We start from the raw sequence: 24,189 nt of genomic DNA on the forward strand, positions 1-24,189 counted from the left end.
CAATCGCAGGCGTAACAAGGGGCGGCGTTGTCGGTGGAGCTGCCAATCTGCCCACTTGAGGGGAGATGTCCGGCAGGACAGAGGGGGGCGTCGTAGAACGCCGACCTCAAGAAGCCGTTGCTGCGAAACTTGCCCCTAGTGCAGCACAAACTCCCCATCCACCTTGCGCCATTCGTTCGGCGCGATCAGCTTCTGATGCGTATAGCTGATCGAATGCAGCGGCCCGTCCAGCTTGGCCTTCCAGAATTCGATGAACTTGATCAGCACCGGAAACTTCGGCGCGAGATCGTAGTCCTGCCAGATGAAGCTCTGCAGCAGATGCGGGTGATCGGGAAAGTGATAAAGAATCTTGGCAGTGGTCAAGCCATAGCCTTTGAGCATCAGGTCCATTTCGGCATGGTCGCGCATGACGGTCCCCAGGTTGATTCGCCTGTCCTCCCACGGCTGATTGTGCGCGCCGCTGATTAACCGTCTATTGATTTTTTCTTCATCTGAACCGGCTTTAGCATGCGAAAACATGCAGTTAGCAGCGCACCTCTTCGAGTGCTGACAGCCTTGGAGAAGCCCCCTGCGGCATCCCGCCGCGCGAATCCAACGTCTAATGTTGCCGTAACGGCGGAACTGGTAATAATGCCGCCGAATTCGCGGCCGTGTCGCCGCGATCCCGCCGGCATTTCAAGCCGGCGATTGGTTCGGGAGGAAAGTCAGGAATGTCCGAGGTTCATGTCCATCGCGTCCAGCCGGCGTGGAAGAAAAACGCGCTGATCGACAATGACTCCTACCTGAAATGGTATGCCGACAGCGTCAAGAACCCGGACAAATTCTGGGGCAAGCACGGCAAGCGCATCGACTGGTTCAAGCCGTTCAGCAAGGTCAAGAACACCTCCTTCGACGGCAAGGTCTCGATTAAATGGTTCGAGGACGGACTGACCAACGTTTCCTACAACTGCATCGACCGGCATCTGAAGAAGCGCGGCAACCAGACCGCCATCATCTGGGAAGGCGACAATCCCTACGACGACAAGAAGGTCACCTATAACGAGCTCTACGAGCATGTCTGCCGGCTCGCCAATGTGATGAAGAAACACGGCGTCAAGAAAGGCGATCGAGTCACCATCTACATGCCGATGATCCCGGAAGCCGCCTATGCGATGCTGGCCTGCACGCGCATCGGCGCCGTCCATTCGATCGTCTTCGGCGGTTTCTCGCCGGATGCGCTGGCCGGCCGCATCGACGACTGCAAGTCGACCTTCGTTATCACGGCTGACGAAGGCCTGCGCGGCGGCAAGCCGATCCCTTTGAAGGAAAACACCGACAGGGCGATCGAGATCGCCGCGAAAGCCGGAACGAAAGTCGAAAAGGTGGTGGTCGTGCGCCGCACCGGCGGCAAGACCGGCTGGGTTTCAGGCCGCGACGTCTGGTATCACGACGAGATCGCGACGATGAAAGCCGAATGCAAGCCCGAGAAGATGAAGGCCGAGGACCCGCTGTTCATTCTCTACACGTCGGGTTCGACCGGCAAGCCGAAGGGCGTGCTGCACACCACCGCCGGCTATCTCGTCTACGTCTCGATGACCCACCAATATGTCTTCGACTACCATGACGGCGACATCTACTGGTGCACCGCCGATGTCGGCTGGGTAACCGGCCACAGCTACATCGTCTACGGCCCGCTCGCCAACGGCGCCACCACGCTGATGTTCGAAGGCGTGCCGAACTATCCGTCGCAGTCGCGCTTCTGGGAAGTCATCGACAAGCACAAGGTCAATATCTTCTACACCGCGCCGACGGCGTTGCGCGCGCTGATGGGCGCCGGCGATGCGCACGTGAAGAAGACGTCGCGCAAATCGCTGCGCGTGCTGGGTTCGGTCGGCGAGCCGATCAACCCGGAAGCCTGGGAGTGGTATTTCAACGTCGTCGGCAACGGCAAGGTGCCGATCGTCGACACCTGGTGGCAGACCGAGACCGGCGGCATCCTGATCACGCCGCTGCCAGGTGCGACCGACCTCAAGGCGGGTTCGGCGACGCGGCCTTTCTTCGGCATCAAGCCGCAGCTGGTCGACGGCGAGGGCAAGGTGCTGGAAGGTGCGGCCGACGGCAATCTGTGCATCACAGATTCCTGGCCGGGCCAGATGCGCACCGTCTATGGCGATCACGACCGCTTCGTGCAGACCTATTTTTCGACCTACAAGGGCAAGTACTTCACCGGTGACGGCTGCCGCCGCGACGCCGACGGCTATTACTGGATCACCGGCCGCGTCGACGACGTCATCAACGTCTCCGGCCACCGCATGGGCACGGCCGAAGTCGAATCGGCGCTGGTCAGCCATGATAAGGTTTCCGAGGCCGCGGTCGTGGGCTATCCGCACGACATCAAGGGCCAGGGCATCTACAGCTACGTCACCTTGATGAAGGGTGCCGAACCGACCGAAGAGCTGCGCAAGGAGCTTGTTGCCCATGTCCGCAAGGAGATCGGCGCCATCGCTTCGCCCGACAAGATCCAGTTCGCGCCGGGCCTGCCGAAGACGCGTTCCGGCAAGATCATGCGTCGCATCCTGCGCAAGATCGCCGAGGACGATTTTTCTGCCCTGGGTGACACCTCGACGCTGGCCGACCCGGCCGTCGTCGATGATCTGGTCGCCAACCGGCAGAACAAGAAGAGCTGATGCAGGCCGCGCTGGGCACTGTCAGCGAACTCTGGCGCTATCCGGCGAGTTCGCTTGCCGGCGAGCGCCTGAAAACAATCTCGGTCGACGTCGAGAGCATCGACGGCGACCGCCTGTTCGGCCTTGTCGACGTGTCCGACAACGAGATCGCACGACCGGACCGCGACGCGAAATGGCACAAGGTGCCGCGCATCCGCACCCGGCTGTCGCCGACCCTGGAACTCGAGATTGCCGTTCCCGAGGGCGACTGGCTGGCCGCGCCAAGCATCGAGAGCGACCGCGCGGTGTCGGCCTATCTCGGCTTCGAGGCCTCGCTCCGTCCGTTTCGCCGCGAGAATGCCGGGCCCGACTATTCCGGCCCGCTGACCGCGGAGCGCTACCGCAAGGCGCCGATTCATCTGTTGACCACGGCTTCGCTGGCACGCCTGAAAGCATTGCACCCGGAAGGGGTCGCCGACCCGCGCCGCTTCCGCCCCAACATCGTTGTCGACATGGCGGCCATCGAAGGCTCGTTTCCCGAAACGGAATGGATCGGCCGCAAGCTTGCCGTCGGCGATCTCCTGCTGACCATCTCGGAACCCTGCCGCCGCTGCGGTTTCACCATCGTCGCCCAGGATGGCTTCGACCATGATCCGGCGATCCTGCGCAACCTGGTCCGCCACAACGCCCACAATCTCGGCGTCTATTGCACGGTCGACCGGCCGGCGCGCGTCGAAGTCGGCGACGCGATGCGCTTCCTGTAAGCTATCGATACAGATCCGCCCGTGTCGGCGGCAGGCCGCTTGGACCGCGCGCGCGCTTGGTCACGACGGTCTGGAAAATCTGTGCCGATGCGCGCTCGAAGGTGATCGAACAGCCCGTCAGGTAAAGCAGCCATAGCCGCGCCCTGGCCTCGCCCACCTCGGCGATTGCCTCATCGAAGCGGGCCTGCAGCCGCTCGGCCCACAGCCTGCAGGTGCGGGCATAGTGCTCGCGCAGGTTCTCGACATCGTAGACGAGAAAACCATGCGCCTCGAGATTGCCTGTTGTCATGCCGATGGTGTCGAGTTCGCCGCCGGGAAAAATGTATTTGAGCAGCGCCTTGAACTCCGGCCCCTTGCGCAAGGTCTTCTTGATGTCGCCCTTGCTGCGCCGGGTGATGGCGTGGTGCAGATAGATGCCGCCCGGCTTCAGCAGGCGATGAATGGTCTTGAAATAAGTCGCATGGTTGGCGAGCCCGAGATGTTCGAACATGCCGATCGACGAGATCTTGTCGAAGCTGCCGGTGAGTTCCGCATAGGATTTGATCTCGATGGTGATGCGGTCCTCCAGCCCCTCGGCGCGAATGCGTTCGCGGGCCAGCTCGGTCTGCGCCTGCGACAGCGACACACCGTGGCCGACGACGCCGTAGTTCTTCGCCGCATGGATCAGCATGGCGCCCCAGCCGCAACCGATGTCGAGCAGTCGTTCGCCCGGTTTCAGCCGGAGCTTGCGGCAGATGTGGTCGAGCTTGTCGACCTGGGCCTCGTCGATGCCATTGGCGAAATCCTTGAAGTAGCCGCAGCTATAGACCATGCGCTCGTCGAGAAAGAGCCGGTAGAAGGCGTTCGAGATGTCATAGTGATGCTGGATCGCCTCCTGGCTCGAACCGCTGACATAGGGATTGCGCCCCGACAGATCGGTCCGCGCGCTCATCTGCTTGCGTGCCAAAAGCACGGAAGGCAGGTCGCGCAGGATCGCCATTTTCGGCAGCGACTTGAGCTTGGTTCTGAGCTTGCCTTGCGACGGCAGGGCATAAAAATCGAAGATCGTCCCGTCTTCGATGTCGATGGTCTTGGAAATCCACATCTCGATCAGCGTCGACAGGGACGGTCGCTTCACGATCTGCCAGACGATGTCCTGGTCGTTGATGGTGAGCACCGGACCAGTGGCGGGGCCTATCCGCTCCCCGGTCCACAGCCTGACCGCAAAACCCGGCTTCAATGTTTCGATCACCGTTCGAACGATGCGAGCGGCCTTTTCGGCTGCCTCCATGCGATTCCTCCGAATGCTGGCTCAGGGGCAGAAGTTTGCCCGGTCGGCCTGGCAATCGCAAGCCGGCCCGCACCAGGCCCGCCCCTTGGTTAATTTCAGACCTGCACCTTGTCTTTTGCTGCAATGCACCCCATCATGAGTATGTGTTCAACAAATCGAAAGGAGGTGATCCGATGTCGAGTGATTTCGTTTTCCAGAACGTGGCCTCAGCGGATTGCACTTTCGGGAAGCAGTCTTCCCGTTAAGGCGCGAAATGCGCGGCGGCTGACCTGATAGGTCATCGCCATGGGCCGCGCCACGGACGGAAACACGGAAGGCCGCCAGCTTCGAAAGAAGCGGCGGCCTTTTCCGTTTGCGGACTAGACTACTGGGTCAATGCGACCTTTTCAGTGTTGCGAATGATTTCCTGAAAGGCGTCGTCCAATTCGGCTCCGGTGGACACGTCGAAGAAATGCCTCTTGGCGGCGGAGGTATCTTTCGACGAACAATCCTTCAGCACCGCCTTTGCCTGATCCCGCTCGGTTGTCGACATATCCTTGTCGTCCAGATCGAAGCCGATGGTGAAAATCTCGATGCCGTCGTTTTTCATGTTGTCGCACAGCGTTTCGGCGTTGCCGCGCGCAAGGGTGCCCTGCCTGTTGTAGCTGTCCCCAGCACCGGCGAAGGCGGTATTGAACTGGCCATCGGTCATCAGGATCGCGACCTTGGCGATCTTCTTCGGATCGGCATCCGAGGCACCCTTGCCAAGACCGGCATTCCTGATCGCAGTGCGCCATTGCGGCGACAGCATATAATAGGTCCACTGAATGGCGATCGCGCCGGCCGTAAACCCATTGGCCCGGAAGTCCTCGATCGATTCAAGCAAGGCATCGGAATCGGCGGTCAGCGGGATCACTTTGGCATCAGGGCACCTGTTCATGTCCCCGTTACCGAGATGATCGTCCCGGTTGACCAGAGCATAGTATTTCTTGCCGTTCCCGTCGGTGCGAACAGTATCCGGGCCGTCGGCGCTCATATCCGCGTTGCCGTTCTTGTCCTTGCGCTCGGTGGCGCAATTGTCGGGGCGTGGCATCGCCGCGCCGACAATGGAGATGTAGTCGCTGAAGGACGGCAGCAGATTTTTGCCCGTCTTGGCGACGACAAGCGGACTGCCGGCGATGGGTGGGAGTTCAGAGCTGCTTTGCTTCTCGGCATAGATGTTTTCCGCCAGCTTGCCGGCGTTGACGCCAGATGCATAAGGCACAATCGCGACGCGGATGCGGGGGTTCTGCGGATCCTGTTTCTGCAGCATCGTCTGGACGGCGTTTTTTGCAGCTGTTTTCAGATCGCCGATTTTGTCGACCTTGCCGCGCTTGGCCATCGACCCCGTTATGTCGAGCATCATCGCCACTTCTACGGTCTTGTCCGAATAGAGCGCCGTCGTGGAGGCGGCGACGCGTTTCATGTCGCCCGTGCCAAAAATCGGGAAATACAGCCCGACATCGACATGGGCGTCGGCCTGGACCGTCTTGGCAGTCCTGTTGACGATCAGCTTGTCGAGTACGATCTGGTCGGCCTGCAGAATGCCTGCCTGGCTGTTGGCGTCGAGAAAGGCCTGCACCGATTTGTTGGCATCGGCTTCCTTGATGGCGCCGGTCGTTAGGTCGCGTGCCGTCGATGTGACCGCGGCGTCGACGACGCCTTGGAGGCTCGATCTGGCATTGTAGAGCTGCGATACGTTGACCGAGAAGCCAACAGCCAGCGCCAAGACCGAGGCGCTGAGGCCGAACAGGATTGCGAAATTTCCACCGCGATCCCTGGCGAACCCGCCGACCGCGTGAACAAGACCCCCGTAATTCCGCATCCTACAGCCTCCATTCGCCTCGGCCTCGTCGCCGCGGACAGGGCAATGCAGGATTCCCGCCGGATGACGCCGCTGGCTGGTAGAAGGCCGGCCGCTTGCCGCCAAATCATTGTTTTTGTTCGGCTTCAAGCTCCGCAAAGGTGAATGACTGGTAAACAGAAAGGCGCGGCCGCGGCTGCGTTTACGAGCCGGTTACCATGCTCAAGACGAAGCAATCACGGAATCCCGATGACGTCCTGTTGCGGGACAGGGTCCGTGTGCCGAAGCGGGCCAGTTGTCCCGAGACTGCAGGGCGCGAAATGATCGGATCCAACGCCTCCGGCCGTCGAAAGACCAAAGCGCCATCACGTTTGAAAACCAGGGCCGCTTTTGGCCGCGCCTCAAGGGGGTGTTGAGATTCAGGTAAGGCCAAGTCGAAAATGATGGCTTTCGAGAACCGGAGCGGAGCGGACATTTGGTCCGTGAGCACCGGAAGCTCAGAAAGCCGTCATTTGCAGACCGGCCTCACCTGAATCGACATACCTTTAGGCCAGCATCTGTGCGCCGACGGTCCTGTCGATACCGTGGTAGGGCGGGTTGAACAGATTGCCTTCCTGTTCATAGGTCCATACCTTGAACAGGCTGAGCCGGTGGGCGCCGAAACTATGCAGCAGCGGCACGTCGGTGGCGTCGCGGCCGCGGGCGATGACGATGCGGCCGATTCTTGGCGTGTTGTGGCGAGGATCGAACGTGTACCATTTGCCGTCGAGGAACACTTCCAGCCACGCCGAAAAGTCCATCGGTGCCGGATCGGCTGGCACGCCGATATCACCGAGATAGCCGTTCACATAGCGTGCCGGAATATTCATGCAGCGGCAAAGCGTGATCGCCAGATGAGCGAAGTCGCGGCAGACCCCGACGCGTTCCTCATGCGCCTGAGCCGCCGTGCGGGTCGAGCGCGCATAGCCATAGCCGAACGACAGCCGGTTGTGGACATAGTCGACGATCGCCTGCACGCGCGCCCAGCCGGACGGAATGTCGCCGAAGAGCTGCCAGGCCAGGCTGCTCAGATGATCCGTCTCGCAATAGCGGCTGCCCAGGAGATAACCGAGAACTTCGTCCGGCAGGTCCGCCACCGGCACTTCCCTGGCCAGCGTGTTTACCTCGTCCGTCTCGCCGCTGTCCTCGACGACCGCGTCGTACAGGATGCGAAAACCACCGGCGGGCGCTGTGAAGCGCCGGCAGGCATTGCCATGCAGATCGTGGTACAGCCTTGTCGGCACCGCGGGCGAGGTCAGCACCCGCGTCTGCCGCTTGATATCAGCCTGCCTGTCCCGATGGATCTCGAGCACTGAAATCACCGGCGTGGCGGCTACGCATTCGATGGCGATTTCATAGCCGAGCCGGATCAGCATCGTTGGTCCCCCCTTCGATCTTGTGAGAAGCAGTCCTTCCCAAACGCCCGGAGGATACCGTGGTTCCCTGGGCCGATCGAAAAGCCCACCCCGTGTCTTCCCCTGCCGCGGTCGAGACGTTAGGTTCGGCAACCCCACCAGCGCTCCCCGGACTCAAGGAAAATCATGTATTCAAGCAGAAAATTCGCGGCCTTCCTCTTCGACATGGACGGCACGCTCATCAATTCCATCGCCTCGGCGGAACGGGTGTGGAGCGATTGGGCACGCCGCCAGGGCCTCGACGTCGCTGCCTTCCTGCCGACGATCCATGGCGTACGCGCGATCGAGACCATCACCGGCCTGGCGCTGCCGGGCGTCGACCCGGCACACGAGGCTGATCTGCTGCTGAAGGCCGAGGCGGCCGATCTCGAAGGCATTATCCAGATCGCCGGCGCCGTGGCATTTCTCGATTCGCTGCCGCCCGAACGCTGGGCGATCGTAACCTCCGCCCCACGTGAGCTGGCGCTGTTGCGCATGAAGGCCGCGGGCATCCCCGTCCCGGCCGTCATCGTCGCAGCGGAAGATGTCTCCCGCGGCAAGCCGGCGCCCGATTGCTTCCGGCTTGGCGCGGAACGGCTCGGCTTCGACGCGCGCGACTGCCTCGTGTTCGAGGATGCCCCGGCCGGCATAGCGGCAGCCGAAGCGGCGGGCGCGGCGGTCATGGTCATCAGCGCCACGCACAAGCACCCCTTGCCAACGCAACACGCCGCGATCGCGGGCTACGACATGGTGGGCATCACCGTCGACGAGCGTGGCTGGATCGCGCTCGAGCCGCAGCGCAACGCCGCCTAGGCCGCGTCTAGAAATCGCTGGTCAGGCCCTTTACCTCCCAGTCGCCGTAGCGGCCGGGCTCCTTGCCGCCGCGGCCGCCGATTTCCTTCGGCGCCGAGGCTTCCTTTTCCAGGTACTTTACACGCCTTGCTTCGGCTTCCGCGAGCGCACGTCTGGCTTCCGGCGTCAGCGCCTTTGGCTCGACATCATGGGCAAGCTCGGCATCGGTTTTACTGGCTTCGTCGTTCATGCGATATTTCCAGCGGATTGAAACGGGAACTGGTGTTTCCCATCATATAGCGATGAGACGAAGCGGATCGACCCCTTTTCGCTATCACCTGGACAGGAGCAGACGATGAACACACTTCGCACCGCCATGCTTCTTGCCGCGATGACTGCGCTGTTCATGGGCGTCGGCTTTTTGATCGGCGGAACCGGCGGCATGATGATCGCGCTGCTGATCGCCGCCGGCACCAATCTGTTCAGCTACTGGAATGCCGACAAGATGGTGCTGTCGATGAACCGTGCCGTCGAGGTCGACGAGAAGAACGCGCCCGAATATTACGCCATCGTCCAGTCGCTCGCCAAACAGGCCGGCCTGCCCATGCCGAAGACCTACCTGATCGACAATCCGCAGCCGAACGCCTTTGCCACCGGCCGCAACCCGCAGAACGCGGCGGTCGCTGCCTCCACCGGCCTGTTGCAGGCGCTGACGCCTGAAGAGGTCGCAGCCGTCATGGCGCACGAACTCGCCCATGTGCAGCACCGCGACACGCTGACCATGACGATCGTCGCCACCTTTGCCGGTGCCATTTCGATGCTCGGCAATTTCGCCTTTTTTTTCAGTGGCAATCGCGACAACAATCCGTTCGGCTTTGTCGGCGTGCTGGCGGCGATGATCGTAGCGCCCTTTGCCGCGATGGTCGTGCAGATGGCGGTCAGCCGCACCCGCGAATACGAGGCCGACCGACGTGGCGCCGAAATCTGTGGACACCCGCTCTGGCTGGCATCGGCGCTTGACAAGATCGCCCGCGGCGCCGAACGCATCCGCAACCCCGATGCCGAGCGCAATCCCGCGACCGCGCATCTCTTCATCATCAATCCCCTTCACGGCGAGCGCATGGACAGCCTGTTCTCCACCCACCCCGCCACTGAGAACCGCATTGCAGCCTTGCAGGCGATGGCGCGCGACATGGCCGGCAGCGAAACCCGGGCTGCACCGCGCCAGGCCCCAACGCCACGCCAGGCGGACGAACTGCGGCCATCCGGCCCGTGGGATCAGACAGCACGGCCCGAGCAGCCGGCGGAGCCCGCCAAGCCCAAATCCAACCCATGGGGTCGCAATCCGACCGGCCCCAGGGGCCGGTGGTCGTGAGCGTGGCGGACAGAGGACCTCGACGCACGGTTTCAGGTGATCAGGAACACAGGGACGGCGGCGACTTCGTCGCCGGTCTCGCCGCGCGCAAGGCAGCGGCCCGCCTGCTTGCCGCCGTCATCGATGCCAGGACACCGCTTGACGGGCTGACCGATCACGAGAACGGCCACCCGCAATACAAGGCGCTCGATTTGCGCGATCGCGGCCTTGTCCGCGCCATTCTGGTCACCGCGCTGCGCTATCGCATGACCATATCGGGGCTCTTGGCGCGGCGCCTGGAAAAGCCGCTGCCGCCCAATGCCACGGCGCTGTCGCACATATTGCATGTGGCGGCCGCACAGATCCTGTTCCTCGATATTCCCGACAGCGCCGCCGTCGACATTGCGGTGACCCATGCCAAGTCCGATCCGCGCACGGTGCGGTTCTCCGGCCTCGTCAATGGCGTGCTGCGCACACTGGCACGGGCCAAGGAAACGGAATTGCCTGCCGCCCTTGCCGCCACCGACGAGGCGCCCAAATGGTTTTCCGACAGGCTGAAGACTACCTACGGCAACGAAAAGGCCAGACAGATCCTCGAAGCGCACCGCGTTGAGGCGCCGGTCGACTTCTCGGTCAAGGCCGATCCCGGACTCTGGGCCGAAAAACTCGGCGGCATCGTCCTGCCGACCGGCACGGTGCGGGTCGAGAATCTTGTCGGTCCTGTCACCGAATTGCCTGGCTTTGCCGAGGGCGCCTGGTGGGTCCAGGACGCCGCGGCCAGCCTGCCCGCCCGACTGTTCGGCGATGTCACGGGATTGCGGGTTGCCGATCTCTGCGCCGCGCCCGGCGGCAAGACCGCGCAGCTGATCGTTGCCGGCGCGAAGGTCACCGCCATCGACACGTCAAAAAACCGGCTTGCGCGGCTGACGCAGAATCTCGACCGCCTCGGCCTGTCCGCCGAGATCGTCCAGGCCGACCTGCTCAAATACGAGCCGAAGGAATTGTTCGACGCCGTTCTCCTCGACGCACCCTGCTCGTCGACCGGCACGGTGCGGCGGCATCCCGACGTGCCATGGACCAAGACTTCGGCCGATGTGGAAAAACTGGCCGACCTGCAGCGCAGGCTGCTCGCCCGCACTGTGACGCTGGTGAAGCCCGGCGGCAGGATCGTCTTTTCCAACTGTTCGCTCGATCCGCTCGAAGGCGAGGATCTCTGTCGCGCCTTTCTCGCCGGCACGCCTGAAATCACCAATGATCCGCTGCTGCAAGGCGAGATCGCCGGCATCGATCCATTCCTGACGCCGCAAGGCACGCTGCGCACCACGCCCGCCGACCTGGACCTCGGCGCACCGGAACGCTCGGGCCTCGACGGCTTCTTCGCCGCTCGCATGCGGCGAGCCGGCTAGGGCTTGAACTGCCGGATTTGCTGCCTTTTTTAGGCAGGACCGGCGGCAGAAGCAGGTGAACCGGCCCGGGCTCGTGGAATTCGCCTTCGCACGAATCGTGCAATCATGTAGACTCGGCGCCGGGGTAGAGGACGATCAGGAGGGGTTTTGGCACTGGCTGCCAGCAGCACGACGCGTCTGTGGACGCTTGTCGCGAAGGAGTTCTGGCGCAAAACGCGCCGGCGCCTGCGCGCCGGGCCTGTCTATCGCTGGCGCTATTCCGGCCGCACGCCGGAACGTGTGCTGATCGCACCGCCGGACCTGCGCCTCGCCGACCCGCAGATCGCACTCGAGATCTATTACGGCCGCTATCCCCTGTCGGGGCATCTGGTCGAGACCGGCGGCAAGTCGCCTTTCCAGATCAACGTGCCCAATCACGGCTGGCAGAAGACGCTGCACGGCTTTCGCTGGCTGCGCCATATGCGCGCTGCCGGCACGGAGCTTGCCGCTGCCAATGCCCGCGCCCTGGTCTCCGATTGGATCACCATGCATGGCAGCCATATTTCCGGCATCGCCTGGGAGCCCGGCACGACGGCCAAGCGCATCATCGCCTGGTTGCAGCACTCCTCGGTCGTATTGCAGGGCGCCGAGTTCCCTTTCTACCGCGCCTTCCTGAAGTCGGTTGCCATGCAGATCCGCTATCTCAGGTCGATGGCGCGCGAAATGCCCGACGGCAAGGACAGGCTGCGGGCCCGCATCGCGCTCGCCTTCGCTGCCTTGTCCCTGCCGGCGCCGGCATCGGCGCTGCGTGGCGCGACCCGCAACCTTGCCGAGGAACTCGACCGCCAGATCCTCGCCGATGGCGGGCACATTTCGCGCAATCCGATGGTCGTCCTGGAAATCCTCGCCGACCTTCTGCCGCTGCGCCAGACCTATGCCAACCAGGCGGAAACGCCGCCGCAGGCGCTGATCGGCGCCATCGACCGCATGCTGCCGGCGCTGCGCTTCTTCCGCCATCAGGATGGCAGCCTCGCCCGCTTCAACGGCATGGGCGCCACCATCCACGACCGCATCGCCACCATCCTGCGCCACGACGACACCGCTGGCGCGCCGCTGCTGCATGCGCCGCATTCCGGCTATGAGCGCCTGTCTATGGGCGGCACCACGGTCATCGCCGACACCGGCCCGCCGCCGCCGGTCGACGTGTCCAATGCCGCACATGCCAGCTGCCTTGCCTTCGAACTGTCGTCCGGGCGCCAGCACTACATCGTCAATGCCGGCATCGACACCTACGGCGCGGCTGAATTCCGGCCGCTGGCGCGCGCCACCGCCGCGCACTCGACCGCCACCATCAACGACACCTCGTCGGCGCGCTTCAGCCACTCGTTGCGCGTCAACGACCTGCTCGGTTCGCCGTTGATCGGCGGCCCGCAGCATGTGCAGTGCAAGCGCACCGATCAGAAAGGCGTTCAGGGTTTCATCGCCCGCCATGACGGCTATGTCGCGCGCTTTGGTTTCCTGCATGAGCGCGAGCTGAAGCTGTCGTCGAACGGCAATGTGCTGGCCGGCCGGGACCGCTTCCAGCGCCCCGGCAGTGCCGCGATCCGCAACAATGGCCGCGACTTCGTCACCGTCCGCTTCCACGTTCATCCCGATGTCAACCTTTTGCAGGACGAGCATGACCGCCTGGTGCTGGCCGCCGATCAGGCCGACACCTGGGTGTTCACATCGGCCGAAGTGGTGCCGGAGGTCGAGGAATCGATCTATTTCGCCGGTCTTGGCGGCCCGCGCCGCAGCCGCCAGGTCGTGCTTGCCTTCAAGGCCTCGGAAATCGCCGAAGTCCACTGGCAGCTGACCCGCACCAGCATCGCCGGTTATCCGGAAAACAACTGACCTACCTGACCGCCGGTTTGATTTCCGGGCGGCATGTGCTACGGGCGCGGGCATCCACCACACCAGTCGTGAAAGGCCGCCAGCCCATGGCCGTCGCCGCCAAGAACATTCCCGCACCAGACCTGGTTCCCGTGCGCCGCGCCCTGCTCTCCGTTTTCGACAAAACCGGCCTCATCGATTTCGCCAAGGCGCTGGCAGCCGCAGGCGTCGAGCTGGTCTCGACCGGCGGCACGGCAAAGGCGATCTCTGACGCGGGCCTTCCGGTGCGCGACGTCTCCGATCTCACCGGCTTTCCCGAGATCATGGATGGCCGCGTCAAGACCTTGCATCCCGGCGTGCATGGCGCGCTGCTTGGCGTGCGCGACGATCCGGAGCATTCAGCGGCAATGCGCAAATACGGCATCGAGCCGATCGATCTCGTCGTCTCCAATCTCTATCCGTTCGAGGAGGTCCGCCGCTCCGGCGCCGACTACGCATCGATCGTCGAGAACATCGACATTGGCGGCCCGGCCATGATCCGCGCCTCGGCCAAGAACCACGCCTATGTCGCCATCGTCACCGATCCCGGCGACTATGCCTCGGTGCTGAACGCGCTGGAGATGAACATCGGCTCGCTGTCGCTGGATTTCCGCAAGAAGCTGGCCGCCAAGGCCTTCGCCCGCACCGCCACCTATGACGCGGCGATCTCGGGCTGGTTCGCCGAAGCGCTCGAGATCGAACACCCGACGTGGCGCGCCTTTGGCGGCAGGCTGGTCGAGGTGATGCGCTATGGCGAGAACCCGCATCAGAGCGCCGGCTTCTATATCGATGGCGACAAGCGGCCGGGCGTCGCCACGGCGCGTCAGTTGCAGGGCAAGCAGCTATCCTACAACAACATCAACGACACCGACGCCGCCTTCGAACTGGTCGGCGAGTTCGATCCGGCGCGTTCCGCCGCCGTCGCCATCATCAAGCACGCCAACCCGTGCGGCGTTGCCGAAGGCGCCTCGCTGAAAGCCGCCTACGCCAAGGCGCTCGCCTGCGACCCGGTTTCGGCCTTCGGTGGCATCGTCGCGGTCAACCGCACCCTCGACGCCGAGGCGGCGGAAGAGATCGTAAAAACCTTCACCGAAGTCATCATAGCGCCCGGCGCCACCGACGAGGCAGCGGCCATCGTCGCGGCGAAGAAGAATTTGCGCCTGCTGGTCACCGGTGGGCTGCCGGATCCGCGCACGCCGGGCACGACGGTCAAATCCGTCGCCGGCGGTCTGCTCATCCAGGGCCGGGACAACGCTGTCGTCGACGACCTCGAACTGAAAGTGGTGACCAAGAGGGCGCCGACGCCGGTCGAAATGGCCGACCTGAAATTCGCCTTCCGCATCGCCAAGCACGTCAAGTCCAACGCCATCGTCTACGTCAGGGACGGCGCCACCGTCGGCATCGGCGCCGGCCAGATGAGCCGGGTCGACTCCTCACGCATCGCTGCCCGCAAGGCACTCGACGCCGCCGAGGCCGCCGGCCTTGCCGAACCGCTGACCAAGGGCTCGGTCGTCGCCTCCGACGCCTTCTTCCCCTTCGCCGACGGATTGCTGTCGGCGATCGCCGCCGGCGCCACTGCCGTTATCCAGCCGGGTGGCTCGATGAATGACAAGGACGTCATCGCCGCTGCCGACGAGCACGGCATCGCCATGGTGTTTACGGGCGTCCGGCATTTCAGGCATTGACGCACTTCTTCTTTCTCCCCTTGCGGGGTGAGAAGCGGTTCGCGCAGCGAACGAAAAGCCAATTGCTTGGCTTTTCGAGCTTCGAACGCCCTGAGCTGCGAAGGGCCGGGCGGTGGCCGATCCGCCCTGCCGGGTCCCCGCTGCTCCGCAGCGTCCCGGCGTTCGCCGGCCTTTCATCGTGCCACTGGCACGATGAATTCGCTTCGCGAACCGGCCGCTCACCCCACAGGGGGAGAAGGAAGAAAGAACTCACTCCGCCGGCCGGTCCGCCGGATAGGGCGTCTTGACCAGGATCGCCATGCCGATCCCGAGGAACAGCACGATCACCGCCATGCCGAGCCGTGCCGAGCCGCTGGCCAGGGTGACGGACGCGACCATGAACGGCGCCAGGAAACTGGTCGCCCGCCCGGCCAGCGCATAAATGCCGAAATAGCGGCCGGATTCGGCCGCCGTGACGCTGCGCGCCATGTAGGATCGCGACGACGCCTGCACCGGCCCGAAAGCCACACCGATCAACAGGCCGAAGAAGATGTAGGCCTTTTCCGCTGCGGTGCCGAACAGGCCGCCACTGTCCGGTCCAGGCATCATCCAGAGGCCGAACAAAGTATAGCCCGGTCCGGTCGAGACGATGCCGATCGTGGCGATGCTGAGCAGGACCAGCGAGATCATGACGATGGTTTTTGAGCCAAGCGCCGTGTCGAGACGGGCCGCAACCAGGCAGCCGAAGATGGCGACGACGTTGAGAATGATGCCGAAAATACCGATTTCGGTGATCGACCAGTGGAACATCGCTGCTGCGAAAGTGCCCCCCAGCGCCAGCACCGCATTGACACCGTCCTGATAGATCATGCGGGCGACCAGGAAGCGGAAGATGCCGCTGCGCTTGCGCACCTCGCCCAGCGTCACTTTCAGCTCCGCCAACCCCTCTCGCACCGCAGGGCCGATCGGCAGGCCCTTGATGGCATCGGGGGTGAAAAAGAACATCGGCAGGATGAACAGGAAGTACCAGCCGGCTGACAAAGGCCCGGTTGCGCGCGCGTCCTCGCCGAGCTTCGGGTCGAGCCCAAAGAGCGGGTCGGTGCCGATGATCGTCTTGCCGGTCTCCGGCGAACCGGCCAAGCAAGCGACGACGAAGATCAGCGCGATCATGCCGCCGAGATAACCAAGGCCCCAGGCCATGTTGGAGATTCGGCCGATCTCGCTCTTCGGCACCAGGCGCGGCATCATCGAATCGTTGAACACGGTCGAAAACTCGGCCGCGACCGACGCCAGCGAAAAGAACAGCACGACCAGGAAAAGGTTCGAACCGGGGGCCGCGAACCAAAGCATGCAAAGGCAGGTGACCTTGACCGCGGCAAAGAATGCGATCCAGGGCTTGCGCGGGCCGGTCTGGTCGGCAATCGAGCCGAGGATGGGCGACAGCACGGCGATGACAAGACCGGCCGCGGCAATGCCGTAGCCCCAGGCCGCCTGGCCAGTCTCCGGATCGCTCGCCATGCGCGAGACGAAGTAAGGTCCGAAGATGAAGGTCGTCACGACCGTGAAGAACGGCTGCGCCGCCCAGTCGAACAGCATCCATCCCCAGATGCCGCGCCCGGACGCACGCTGCACTGTCTCTACCGTCATCATGATCCCTCGGCACCGGTTCCGTGTCGGGCGCCATGTCTGCATGTTTCATGCGCTCATGCAATGAACCAAGCTCGGTGCCGTACCCTTGACGCTGCCGGGCGTTCACTGTTCGAAAGCCATGCAACTGGCTTTCGTCCGCTTCGCGAACCAAGCCCGTATTTTTCTCGTGGGGGAAGTCGGACCGTAGGTCCGGCGCCGTCCTCCACCCCCCTGCTTCGCAACGATTGTCGCCGGGGTGGATTTCTTGATTATTAAGTTGACTCTTTTTGTCCGCTTTGACTAATTGCGCTCGCGCAGGGCCGGAACGGTGACCGGCCGAACTGCTCGAAATTGGTCTGACAGGGAATAAGAGATGACGATTGGTCGACAGGCATTGTTGCGCATTCAGGCAAGGCGAGTGATTGCGAGCAGTGCCTTGATAGCGGCATCTTTTGGAATGGTGGGGACCGGCCGGGCCCAGGACGTTTCGCCGGACGATGCAACTCAACTGGAAACGATCGTCGTCACCGGCAAGTCGGACCGCGTTGGCGGGCCCGATCAAACGATCGTCGCCAAGGATACGGCGACCGCCACCAAGACCGATACGCCGAGCGTCGACGTTCCCGCCTCGGTTTCAGTTGTAACCCAAAAGGAACTGGAGGCGCGCCATGTCGAAAGCCTCCAGCAGGCCGTGGCCTACACATCCAGCGTCCTCACCGACGAGTTCGGCAACGATGACCGATACGACTATATTCGCATCCGCGGTTTCGACCAGACATCGCTCGGTACCTATCGCGACGGCTTGACGGCGCGCATCCCAGCCTGGTTCACGGCCAGCCGTCTCGAACCTTACGGACTTCAGCGCGTGGAGGTCCTGAAGGGATCGACATCGACGCTTTTTGGTCTCAACGGCCCTGGCGGATTGGTGAACGCCATTACCAAGCGGCCGCTGGACCAGAAGCAGGGGGAGATTTACACGTCCTATGGCGACGGCACCAAGGAGATTGGCGTTGATTTTGGCGGGCCGATCGACGCCGATGGCGTGTGGACCTATCGGCTTACCGGGCTGGCCAAGGATGGCGATCAAGGGTGGGATTATTCCAACGACGACCGGCTTTACATCGCACCCGCGTTGACCATCAAGCCCGAGGAAGGAACCTCGCTCACCATCCTGACTGACTATTACAAGCGAGATGGCACAGGCGCACGCGGCACCCCGGCCGGCGCCAATATCGACATCGGCACCTTCCTGGGCGAGCCGGATTTCAACCGCTTCAACACCGAGCAGGTCGATATCGGCTACCAGTTCGAACATGAATTCAACGAGAATCTCACCTTCCGCTCCAATGCCCGCTACACGCATTTGAGCCTCGACTACGCCGAGGTCTACGGCGCGTCGCTTGACCCCACGGCGGACCGCACGGCATTTTCCGTCGGCGGCCTGTCCAACCGCTATGCCTTCGACAATCAGTTGCAATACGATACGGGATGGGACGGGATCGACAGCAAGACGCTTGTCGGCGTCGACTACGCCAACGACAACACCCGCGAAAACATCCTCTTCGGCACCGCGGGTCCCATCGACATCGACAACCCGACCTATTGCGGTCTGTCCTGCATCAACCTCGGCCCCTACGTGAACTGGCGGGTCAAGCAACAGGCGGTCGGTGTCTATGCCCAGGAGCAATTGACGTTTGACGACCGCTGGATCGTCACCCTGGGCGGGCGCTGGGACCGCGTGCAGACGACTGCTGATTATCTCGACCTGGGAACGCAGGACGACGACACCGCATCGGCCTTCACCAAGCGCGCCGGCCTGACCTACAAATTCACGCCGAACCTCGCGGTCTACGCCAACTATTCGGAAAGCTTCCAGCCGCTCGTGTCGCCAAGCGCCAACGGGTATGCGGTCTCGGGCTCGTTGAAGCCTCAGGAGGGCAAACAGTATGAGGCAGGCATCAAGTACAAGCCCGACGGCTTCGACGGCCTGTTCACAGCCGCGGTCTTCGACCTTACCCAAACCAATGTTCCGACCTATGTCACGCCTGTTGTCCAGCAGCAGATCGGCAAGGTTGGCGTCCGCGGCATCGAACTCGAGGGCAAGGCCGCCATCGCGGAAAACCTGAACCTGACGCTTGCCTATTCCTACTGGGATGCCGAGATCCTGGAAGACGGCATTGGCGGGAATGCCGGCAATCGGCCGCAGCGCGTTCCTCGCCACCTGGCGTCAGCCTGGGTTGACTATACGCTTCCCGAGGAAGGACCGCGTGGCGACCTGACCATCGGCGGTGGCGTGCGCTATATCGGACAAACCTACGGGGATGACGCGAACACCATTTCGATTGGCGGCTACGCACTGGTGGATGCGGCGATTAGCTACAAGATGACCAAGGACGTGACGTTGGCCTTGAACGCAACGAACCTGTTCGACCGGAAGTATCTGACAACCAGCTATTACGGGACCGAATTCTACGGCGACCGGCTGAAAATCGTCGGCACTCTCAAACATTCCTGGTGAGCTTGCTGAACGCCGAGCGCCGATAACATTGGAAAAGGCGCCACACGCACCCGACAACGCGTGTGGCAATCATCGACGGTTCACATCCCCGTCAGATCGCTCATCAGCCCCGACGCCACCGACAGCCGCGACACGGTGATGTCGCCGCCCTCGGTCAACGCCTGCAGCCGCTCGCGGATGCGCGCCACCCGCTCGCCGCCGGCGTCCAGCCAGGCAGCCACCGGATCGGCCGTCTTGGCGTGGCCGGTGAGCGCCGCCACCGCGATGCCGCGCCGTGCCGCATCGATCGTGTCGGTGGCGCGCGAAAGCGCCAGCTGATCGTAGTAGTCCGATGGCGTGATCGAGCGTGCGGCATCCTCGACACGCGGAATGCGGAAGGCATCGCTGACGGCGAAGAACGCCTTGGCCGCGGCGACGATATCGGCGCCGGCGGTGCGCGCCGTTAGCGCGATGTCGGGGATGAGTTCCGCCACTTCGCTCAGTGCCAGCTGCCCGGCCAAGCTTTCCGGCGCGCCGGCCGTGAACAGCCCATGCCGCTTCTCCTCGATGCGCTCGCGTGAAAAGGCCGGCAGCAGCGAAACGAGCTTGGGCTCCAGCGCCTTGCGGGCTTCCTGCAACTCGGCAATGCGCTGGCTGAGGGGTGCCGTGCCGGCATCGTTCTTCAGATACCAGCCGCTGGTCACATAGATCAGCCGGCTGACCATCTGATAGAGATCGAGCTGCACCTGGCCGTCGATCTGGTTGTCGAGCGCGTCGATCTCGCGATAGAGCGCCGGCAAGGCAAAACCGTCACGCACCACCGCGAAGGTCCGCACCACGTCGGCGGCGGTGCGCCCGGTGGCCTCCTGCAGCCGGTTGACGAAGGACGGGCCGCCGCGATTGACCAGATCGTTGGCGACGACCCGTGTGATGATCTCGCGGCGCAGCCTGTGGCCATGGATCTCGGCGGCGTATTTCTTCGCCATCTGGTCGGGAAAATAGCCCATCAGGTCGCGGTCGAAATGCGCGTCATCAGGCACGTCGCTGGCGACGATGTCGGAAAACAGCACGATCTTGGCATAGGCGAGCAGCACGCCGAGTTCGGCTCTGGTCAGCGGTTCGCCACGCGCTTCGCGCTCGGCCAGCGCTGCCGGCGACGGCAGCGTCTCGACGGCACGGTCGAGCAGGCCGCGCGCCTCCAGCGCTGTCATGAAACGGCTCTGATGCGCGATGTCGGCGAGGCCACGCTTGCGGGCGATCGAAAGCGCCAGCGTCTGCTGGTAGTTGTTGGACAGCACCAGCGAGCCGACCTCCTCGGTCATCTCGGCCAGCAGCTTGTTGCGTGCCGGGCGTGTCAACGACCCCTTGCGCATGGCGGAAGCCAGCGCGATCTTGATGTTGACCTCGACGTCGGAGCAGTTGACGCCGCCCGAATTGTCGATGGCGTCGGAGTTGCAGCGGCCGCCATTCATGCCGAACTCGATGCGCGCCCGCTGCGTGACGCCGAGATTGGCGCCCTCGCCGATCACTTTCGCCCGGACGTCGAGCGCGGTGATGCGAATGGCATCGTTGGCGCGGTCGCCGACCTCGGCATTGGTCTCGGTCGATGCCCTGAGATACGTGCCGATGCCGCCGAACCAGAGGAGATCGACCGGCGCCTTGAGGATGGCGGTCATGATCTCGACCGGCGTGGCGGTGGTCTTGGCCAGGCCGATCGCCGCCGCCGCCGCCGCCGGCAAGGTGATCGATTTCTGGTTGCGCGAGACGATGATGCCGCCTTCCGACAGTTTCGTCTTGTCGTAGTCCTGCCAGCTCGAACGCGGCAGCGCGAACATGCGCTCGCGCTCGGCCATCGAGGCTGCCATGTCGGGATCGGGATCGATGAAGATGTCGCGATGGTCGAAGGCCGCGATCAGCCGGGTTTTCGGGGACAAAAGCATGCCGTTGCCGAACACGTCGCCTGACATGTCGCCGACCCCAACGACGGTGAAGGACGAGGTCTGGATGTCGCGGTTGATCTCGCGGAAATGCCGCTTGACCGCTTCCCAGGCGCCCTTGGCGGTGATGCCCATCTTCTTGTGGTCATAGCCGGCCGAGCCGCCGCTGGCGAAGGCGTCGTCGAGCCAGAAGCCGTGCTTCTCCGAGATCGCGTTAGCGGTATCGGAGAAGGTCGCCGTGCCCTTGTCGGCGGCAACGACGAAATACGGATCGTCCGGGTCGCGTCTGATAACGCCGGCCGGCGGGATGACGCCGTCGAGGCCGATATTGTCGGTGATCGACAGCAGGCTGGAGACGAAGTTCTTGTAGGCCGAAGTACCGGCCTCGAAGATCGCGTCGCGGCCGGCGCTCATCGGCAGCTTCTTCGGATAGAAGCCGCCCTTGGCGCCCACCGGCACGATGACGGCATTCTTGACCTGCTGTGCCTTGACCAGGCCGAGCACCTCGGTGCGGTAGTCCTGGGCGCGGTCGGACCAGCGCAGGCCACCGCGCGCCACCGGACCGAAGCGCAGATGCAGACCTTCGACCTCGGAGCCGTAGACGAAGATCTCCCGCCACGGCCGCGGCGCCGGCAAGCCCTCGACCGCGTGCGAGTCCAGCTTGATCGCCAGCGACTGGCCCTTTTCTTTCGTATCGGCAACGAAATGATTGGTGCGCAGCGTGGCTTCGATCAGATTGAGGTAGCGCCGGATGATGGTGTCGTCGTCGATGTTCGGCACATCCTCCAGCGCATCCTTGATCTTGGCCTTGAGGTGCTTTGCGGCCACCACGCCTTCGGTCTCCGCTGTCGGGCCAAGCCGGGCGATGAACAGCGCATGCAGGCCACGCGCTATGTCGGGATAGCGGTTGAGCGCGGCGGCGATGAAATCCTGGCTTTGCGGAATGCCGACCTGCTGCAGATAACGGCCATAGGCGCGCAGGATGGTGATCTCGCCAGACCACAGACCGGCGGTCTGGGCGAGGCCGTTATAGCCGTCATTGTCGACGTCGCCGCGCCAGACGGAGAGGAACGCATCTTCGAACAGCGCGCCGCCATCGGTCAGGTCGATCGGCTGGCCGTAGCTGTTCTCAAGCTCCATGTCATGAATAAAGACTAAGCCGGGCCGATCACTATTGATCGTGCCGACCTGGTCGTCGCCGACCTCGAAAGTGCGCTCGCTGATGACGCGGAAGCCGATGTTTTCCAGCACCGGCACCCGGCGCGACAGCGCCACCGGGCTGCCATGGTGATAGATTTTCAGTGATGCCTGGTGCGGTTTCTGCTCGGCATGGCGATAATAATCGATGGCGATCGGATTGCCGGCGCTGATCTTGGCAATGCGCCTGGCATCGGCCAGCGCCACCGCCGCGCTGAACGAATCGCGGTAGCTTTCCGGCAGCCGCGCGGCAATCGCCTTCAAAGCCTGGTCGCCGCCACTGGCCTCGGCCGCATCGGAAAGGGCGTCCTCCCAGGTACGCACGATGTCGCGGATCGCCGCCTCTATCGTCGCTTGCTCGACCTTCGGCGTCTTGCCGCCGGAGCGGCCGATGATGAAGTGCACGCGCGCCAGCCCGCCCTCGGGAAAGGCCGGGTAGTAGGCCGACAGCCGGCCTTCGAATACGGTTTTCAGATAGGAGCCAATCTTCTCGCGCACGACGCTGTCGTAACGGTCGCGCGGCACGAAGACGAGGATTGAGACGAAACGGTCGAACTGGTCGGCGCGCACCAGCGCCCGCACGCGTGGCCGCTCGACCAGGCCCAGAATGGCGGCGGCATGTTTGCGCAGGATCGGCACCGGCACCTGGAACAGTTCGTCGCGCGGATAGCTCTCTAAAACGTTGATCAGCGCCTTGCCGGAGTGATCGTGCCTGTCGAAGCCGGACTTGGCGATGATGGTTTCGGCTTTTGACCTCAGATACGGGATCTTCATCACCGAGCGCGTGTAGGCGGTCGAGGTGAACAGGCCGACGATGCGCAATTCGCCCGCGAGCGTACCCTTGGCGGTGTAGGTCTTGATGCCGATGTAATCGAGATAGATGCGGCGGTGCACGGACGACTTGGCATTGGCCTTGGTGACGATCAGCGGCTCCGGCCCATGCAGGAAGGCGCGGATCTCCGGCGTCGTCGTTACCGCTTCGGTGCCGCGCCTGAGCACCAGCACGTCGGGATCGGACAGGATGCCGAGGCCAGGCTTTTCAGCGCGCTCCAGCGTGCCGCTTTCCTCGCCGCCGGTGTATTTGAACTCGCGCATGCCAAGGAAGGTGAAATTGTCGTCGCGCAGCCACTCCAGGAAGGCGAGAGCCTCGGCAACGCTCTTCTTGTCGAGCGGCACGGCCGTATAGCGGAATTCCGAGATCGCCTGATCGAGGCGGGCCAGCATTGGCCTCCAGTCGTGAACGGCGGCATGAACCTGGCCAAGGATCTTGCGCAGCCGCTCGCTCAATCCGCTCGCCTGCTCGGATGTCAGCCGCGGGATGTGGACATGGATGACGCTCAGCCGGTCGTGGCTGCCATCGTCCTTGGCGAAATTGCCGTCGCCGAGGATTTCTTCCACGCCGCCCTTGCCGTGGCGCACGACGATAACCGGATGGGTGACCAGGGTCGGTTCGCCCGATGTCTCGGTGATCTCGCCGAGGATGGAATCGAACAGGAACGGCATGTTGTCGTTGACGACCGTGACAACCGTCATCGGGCGGCCGTCTCGCACAACGCCCGAATCGGCATCGACGGCGACGACGCACTCGCCTTTCCTGTGAGTGGCGACTGCCTGGCCGGCGAGATCGGCAGCCCGCTCCAGGTCGGCCACATCGTAGGGAGCAATGTCTTCAGCTGGCGCGCGGGCGAGCAGATAGTCTGCAAGCCTGGCTGGCCTTTCCTCCGCTTTAAGCGCTGCCGTGGCTTTTTTCTTCGGCTTGCTCGCGGATTTCACGCTGGCCATGACGCACGTCCCTCCCGTCGAATGCTTTTACGACTATGGTAGCAGATGACCGCTGTTTGGCGACAAAGGTTTGACGGCTTGCCAAGAATTATCGGAATTTGGCGACA

At 63.3% G+C, this 24,189-nt stretch carries 15 protein-coding genes; 8 read left to right on the forward strand and 7 right to left on the reverse strand.

Annotated features, from left to right (window positions below; genetic code table 11):
• Positions 1 to 135: 135 nt before the first annotated feature.
• Positions 136 to 408 carry an usg protein gene (locus tag LB559_RS17950; RefSeq protein WP_013529022.1) on the reverse strand — a complete coding sequence of 91 codons (273 nt, stop codon included), beginning with the start codon at positions 406 to 408 and terminating at the stop codon, positions 136 to 138.
• Between the two features lie 302 nt (positions 409 to 710).
• Between LB559_RS17950 and acs the strand changes: the two genes are divergently transcribed.
• Both acs and LB559_RS17960 read left to right on the forward strand, forming a co-directional pair.
• Positions 711 to 2,666, forward strand: coding sequence for an acetate--CoA ligase (gene acs, locus LB559_RS17955; RefSeq protein WP_224674630.1), 1,956 nt, complete (start codon positions 711 to 713; stop codon positions 2,664 to 2,666).
• On the forward strand, positions 2,666 to 3,409 hold the full coding sequence (locus LB559_RS17960; protein WP_063169460.1) for an MOSC domain-containing protein: 744 nt from the start codon (positions 2,666 to 2,668) through the stop codon (positions 3,407 to 3,409). Before acs ends, LB559_RS17960 begins: the two co-directional genes overlap by 1 nt.
• 1 nt (position 3,410) lies before the next feature.
• Here the strand turns inward: LB559_RS17960 and LB559_RS17965 are convergent, their stop codons facing one another.
• The 3 genes from LB559_RS17965 to LB559_RS17975 form a co-directional block, all read right to left on the reverse strand.
• Positions 3,411 to 4,679 (reverse strand): SAM-dependent methyltransferase, encoded by a 1,269-nt coding sequence (locus tag LB559_RS17965; protein WP_063169461.1) that lies wholly within the window; start codon positions 4,677 to 4,679, stop codon positions 3,411 to 3,413.
• Positions 4,680 to 5,043: 364 nt separating this feature from the next.
• Positions 5,044 to 6,522 carry a TadE/TadG family type IV pilus assembly protein gene (locus tag LB559_RS17970; RefSeq protein WP_224674631.1) on the reverse strand — a complete coding sequence of 493 codons (1,479 nt, stop codon included), beginning with the start codon at positions 6,520 to 6,522 and terminating at the stop codon, positions 5,044 to 5,046.
• A gap of 524 nt (positions 6,523 to 7,046) precedes the next feature.
• Positions 7,047 to 7,916, reverse strand: coding sequence for a transglutaminase-like domain-containing protein (locus LB559_RS17975; protein ID WP_013529017.1), 870 nt, complete (start codon positions 7,914 to 7,916; stop codon positions 7,047 to 7,049).
• A 165-nt stretch (positions 7,917 to 8,081) separates the two neighbouring features.
• Here LB559_RS17975 and LB559_RS17980 point away from each other — a divergent pair, with 165 nt between their 5' ends.
• The gene (locus LB559_RS17980) at positions 8,082 to 8,747 is read left to right on the forward strand and encodes an HAD-IA family hydrolase (RefSeq protein WP_063169463.1); all 666 of its coding nucleotides are present in this window, start codon (positions 8,082 to 8,084) and stop codon (positions 8,745 to 8,747) included.
• Positions 8,748 to 8,754: 7 nt separating this feature from the next.
• On the opposite strand, the gene LB559_RS17985 is transcribed toward LB559_RS17980, so the two are convergent.
• On the reverse strand, positions 8,755 to 8,976 hold the full coding sequence (locus tag LB559_RS17985; RefSeq protein ID WP_024504209.1) for a DUF1674 domain-containing protein: 222 nt from the start codon (positions 8,974 to 8,976) through the stop codon (positions 8,755 to 8,757).
• A 105-nt stretch (positions 8,977 to 9,081) separates the two neighbouring features.
• Between LB559_RS17985 and htpX the strand changes: the two genes are divergently transcribed.
• The 4 genes from htpX (at position 9,082) to purH (ending at position 15,061) form a co-directional block, all read left to right on the forward strand.
• The gene (htpX, locus tag LB559_RS17990) at positions 9,082 to 10,101 is read left to right on the forward strand and encodes a zinc metalloprotease HtpX (RefSeq protein WP_024504208.1); all 1,020 of its coding nucleotides are present in this window, start codon (positions 9,082 to 9,084) and stop codon (positions 10,099 to 10,101) included.
• The gene (locus LB559_RS17995; RefSeq protein WP_263499088.1) at positions 10,059 to 11,486 is read left to right on the forward strand and encodes an RsmB/NOP family class I SAM-dependent RNA methyltransferase; all 1,428 of its coding nucleotides are present in this window, start codon (positions 10,059 to 10,061) and stop codon (positions 11,484 to 11,486) included. Before htpX ends, LB559_RS17995 begins: the two co-directional genes overlap by 43 nt.
• A 147-nt stretch (positions 11,487 to 11,633) precedes the next feature.
• Positions 11,634 to 13,358 (forward strand): heparinase II/III family protein, encoded by a 1,725-nt coding sequence (locus LB559_RS18000; RefSeq protein WP_224674632.1) that lies wholly within the window; start codon positions 11,634 to 11,636, stop codon positions 13,356 to 13,358.
• Positions 13,359 to 13,444: 86 nt separating this feature from the next.
• Positions 13,445 to 15,061 carry a bifunctional phosphoribosylaminoimidazolecarboxamide formyltransferase/IMP cyclohydrolase gene (gene purH / locus LB559_RS18005; RefSeq protein WP_224674633.1) on the forward strand — a complete coding sequence of 539 codons (1,617 nt, stop codon included), beginning with the start codon at positions 13,445 to 13,447 and terminating at the stop codon, positions 15,059 to 15,061.
• Between the two features lie 249 nt (positions 15,062 to 15,310).
• On the opposite strand, the gene LB559_RS18010 is transcribed toward purH, so the two are convergent.
• Complete coding sequence (locus tag LB559_RS18010; RefSeq protein ID WP_224674634.1) at positions 15,311 to 16,687, reverse strand: MFS transporter; 1,377 nt, start codon at positions 16,685 to 16,687, stop codon at positions 15,311 to 15,313.
• Positions 16,688 to 17,042: 355 nt separating this feature from the next.
• Here LB559_RS18010 and LB559_RS18015 point away from each other — a divergent pair, with 355 nt between their 5' ends.
• Positions 17,043 to 19,187 carry a TonB-dependent siderophore receptor gene (locus LB559_RS18015; RefSeq protein ID WP_224674635.1) on the forward strand — a complete coding sequence of 715 codons (2,145 nt, stop codon included), beginning with the start codon at positions 17,043 to 17,045 and terminating at the stop codon, positions 19,185 to 19,187.
• Between the two features lie 80 nt (positions 19,188 to 19,267).
• Here LB559_RS18015 and LB559_RS18020 read toward each other — a convergent pair whose 3' ends face one another.
• Entirely contained in the window at positions 19,268 to 24,082 is a 4,815-nt protein-coding gene (locus tag LB559_RS18020; protein WP_224674636.1) for an NAD-glutamate dehydrogenase, read from the reverse strand.
• Positions 24,083 to 24,189 lie beyond the last annotated feature (107 nt).

The organism is Mesorhizobium sp. BR1-1-3, assembly GCF_020165455.1.
GTDB lineage: Bacteria > Pseudomonadota > Alphaproteobacteria > Rhizobiales > Rhizobiaceae > Mesorhizobium > Mesorhizobium ciceri.

What these genes read in the sequence shown, in the direction of transcription:
- LB559_RS17950 (WP_013529022.1), bottom strand. Translation starts at nt 408, where the DNA reads ATGCGCGACCATGCCGAAATGGACCTGATGCTCAAAGGCTATGGCTTG.
- acs (WP_224674630.1), top strand. Translation starts at nt 711, where the DNA reads ATGTCCGAGGTTCATGTCCATCGCGTCCAGCCGGCGTGGAAGAAAAAC.
- LB559_RS17960 (WP_063169460.1), top strand. Translation starts at nt 2,666, where the DNA reads ATGCAGGCCGCGCTGGGCACTGTCAGCGAACTCTGGCGCTATCCGGCG.
- LB559_RS17965 (WP_063169461.1), bottom strand. Translation starts at nt 4,679, where the DNA reads ATGGAGGCAGCCGAAAAGGCCGCTCGCATCGTTCGAACGGTGATCGAA.
- LB559_RS17970 (WP_224674631.1), bottom strand. Translation starts at nt 6,522, where the DNA reads ATGCGGAATTACGGGGGTCTTGTTCACGCGGTCGGCGGGTTCGCCAGG.
- LB559_RS17975 (WP_013529017.1), bottom strand. Translation starts at nt 7,916, where the DNA reads ATGCTGATCCGGCTCGGCTATGAAATCGCCATCGAATGCGTAGCCGCC.
- LB559_RS17980 (WP_063169463.1), top strand. Translation starts at nt 8,082, where the DNA reads ATGTATTCAAGCAGAAAATTCGCGGCCTTCCTCTTCGACATGGACGGC.
- LB559_RS17985 (WP_024504209.1), bottom strand. Translation starts at nt 8,976, where the DNA reads ATGAACGACGAAGCCAGTAAAACCGATGCCGAGCTTGCCCATGATGTC.
- htpX (WP_024504208.1), top strand. Translation starts at nt 9,082, where the DNA reads ATGAACACACTTCGCACCGCCATGCTTCTTGCCGCGATGACTGCGCTG.
- LB559_RS17995 (WP_263499088.1), top strand. Translation starts at nt 10,059, where the DNA reads ATGGGGTCGCAATCCGACCGGCCCCAGGGGCCGGTGGTCGTGAGCGTG.
- purH (WP_224674633.1), top strand. Translation starts at nt 13,445, where the DNA reads ATGGCCGTCGCCGCCAAGAACATTCCCGCACCAGACCTGGTTCCCGTG.
- LB559_RS18010 (WP_224674634.1), bottom strand. Translation starts at nt 16,687, where the DNA reads ATGACGGTAGAGACAGTGCAGCGTGCGTCCGGGCGCGGCATCTGGGGA.
- LB559_RS18015 (WP_224674635.1), top strand. Translation starts at nt 17,043, where the DNA reads ATGACGATTGGTCGACAGGCATTGTTGCGCATTCAGGCAAGGCGAGTG.
- LB559_RS18020 (WP_224674636.1), bottom strand. Translation starts at nt 24,082, where the DNA reads ATGGCCAGCGTGAAATCCGCGAGCAAGCCGAAGAAAAAAGCCACGGCA.